Source organism: Candidatus Obscuribacterales bacterium, assembly GCA_036703605.1.
Lineage (GTDB): Bacteria > Cyanobacteriota > Cyanobacteriia > RECH01 > RECH01 > RECH01.
This window is the reverse complement of record DATNRH010000441.1, coordinates 1-2,163: the sequence shown is the minus strand read 5'-3', so window position 1 is coordinate 2,163 and position 2,163 is coordinate 1. Positions and strand designations below refer to the sequence as shown.

The 2,163-nt window shown below is 54.5% G+C and carries 3 protein-coding genes; all 3 read right to left on the bottom strand.

Annotated elements, in window-relative coordinates:
* Positions 1-1,001, bottom strand: a 1,001-nt coding sequence (locus tag V6D20_09290; GenBank protein HEY9815972.1) for a hypothetical protein, incomplete at its 3' end; no start/stop codon positions are given.
* Positions 994-1,209: a hypothetical protein gene (locus V6D20_09285; GenBank protein ID HEY9815971.1), complete on the bottom strand. Its 216-nt coding sequence runs from the start codon at positions 1,207-1,209 to the stop codon at positions 994-996. The genes V6D20_09285 and V6D20_09290, both read right to left, overlap by 8 nt.
* Positions 1,166-2,163 (bottom strand): hypothetical protein (locus tag V6D20_09280; GenBank protein HEY9815970.1); only part of this gene is annotated, 998 nt, incomplete at its 5' end. The genes V6D20_09285 and V6D20_09280, both read right to left, overlap by 44 nt.

Here is a 2,163-nt window from a genome sequence, read left to right as displayed (position 1 = left end):
TCATCGCCTGTGTAGCCAAGCAGAGCACGTTCCCAATCTGAGCTAGCACCACTCTGAACAAGATCTTTTGCTCCGTATTTAGCTGCAGTAGCCACGCCCGGTATCTGTCCTATAGGCCCAGCTAAAGCAGTAGCAGCAGCGCCTAGCATTGTGCCTGCAATAGATTCCACGATAGCGGGACCACCGTAATCGTCCATCATATCCCGTGAATAGCTTTCTAATTCTGCATTAGACATTTCACTCAGTGCCGTGCCACGGTTGTTCGCTCCATCACTCATGATTCCACCGCCACGCTCTCCTGCATTCTGGAATGCTGCCTGAGTCGCATTTGCCGTTGGGGCAGGGGTAGTGGGGGCCGAAGTACCCTGATCGCCGCCAGTGGGCGTCCCAGCGGCAGCAGCGGCCTCATCAGTAGATACAGTGGATGCTTCGTCCAGTGAGGTAGCGTTGTAGCCCTCAGGAACTGTCTGCTGAGGCTTACCGTCTTTCATGGGAATAAAGATCACCATACCCTGAGCATTCTCGTAGGGCTGGAACGTGTAGCTGGGCGTGCCGACCAGATCAGTGTAACGCTGACCGTCAGGTGCACCACCCCAAGCAGAACTCATCAGACCTTTGAACCTGTCACCGCTTCTCTGCAGCACAGGATTCTGTGTGTGGATATTCATGTTAACATCGCCGCCCTCAGCGAAGCCGCCCTCAGCAAACTCCTTGTCGGACATGTCATCAGGGAGAGTGGCATCTTCGGGAGTACCGTCCTGCCCCATCTCTTCCATCGTACCCAGCTTCTCTTTAGCCTGCTGGCGCATCTTCATCAGTTTGTCTAGGCCAATGTAGCGAACTACATCAGCAGGGAAGATGAACTCACCTTCGCTCAGTCGGGCAGGTACATCGTCGCGCACCTCTTCTGGCAGAGCACCTGCAGGTACTTCATTGCCACTGACGGGATCGACCTTCTGCCTGTCCTTGCCGAACAGCTTGTTCATGCTTGCCTTAATCATGCGCCTGTACTTCCTCTTTCAGTTTCTTGATTCGATGTAGGCGTTGGATAGCGCCCTGTGCACGGTATAGATCAACCTCACCTTGAGACTGTTCCAGTGTCTTTCGTTCCTCAGCAATCATGTCGTCAATGACCTGCACGAAGGCAGGCCACATCCACTGATCATTAACCAGCGGCTTGAGGGGGGAGAGGAGCGCCTTGTCCACCATTACCAGTAAATCCTTCTTCCTGAGGCATAGGCACAGAGCCTGTGCCAATGTTTCCACCACCAGTGCCAGCAGTGTCATTCGGGTCTAGCCCCATGCCAGCGGCACCATTGCCACCAGCACCGTTAGGATCAGTACCCTGTGTCTGCACAGGCTTGAGCATTCCGCCCATCTGCTGCAGGAGCAGTGCCTGACGAATTGCCTCAGCTTCGTTGTTGGTAACCTTGTCGGGATCAAGCTGCATCGCACGTGCAATCTCACGGATGATGTAGCCAAACTTGACGAAGGGGGCGAGGGCAGGGTTGCTGCCGATACCAATGAACTGCATCAGTCGCTGGCTGCGTACTTCGTTAGCCATGAGGCTTTCAGTGCCACGTGCACGAACTTCTAGATCACCCTTGATAGTGGGGTCATAGTCGAACTGCATGTTGAACTGGAAGTACCCACGACCAAGCGGCACGAGCAGGTAGTCATCGACGTTCTTAACCACAGTCTTGTTGGATAGGCCACCAGCGTTCATGAGCATCGACATACCAGAGGCAGTACGTCCAATGCCACCCATCGCCTGACCATGAGACACAGACTGAATGCCAGTTGCCTCGTCAGCTAGGCTTCGGGCTTCCTTGAACATCATAATGTTCTCATTGGCGGTGTTGGGGAACTTGGTGCCGAAGATCGCTTGGCCCGGTGCGCCACCCTGTCGGCGGAACACCTTGCCTGCTTTGATCGTGAAGTCTTGGCCCGGTACAAGGTTAGTCTCATCAACCTCGATGAGCATGTTGCCAGCCAGCTTGCCGTTGTCCACAGCCATACGCATGAAACCGTTCATGAGCAACTGGCTGTCGTCCATGTTCTCAGCCACTCCGATACCGAAGAAGCTGTAGGGATTGTGCTCATACGGAACTGCCATGTAGGGCAGGCGCACAGGCTTGAATGGATTGAGCATCAGGCGAATGA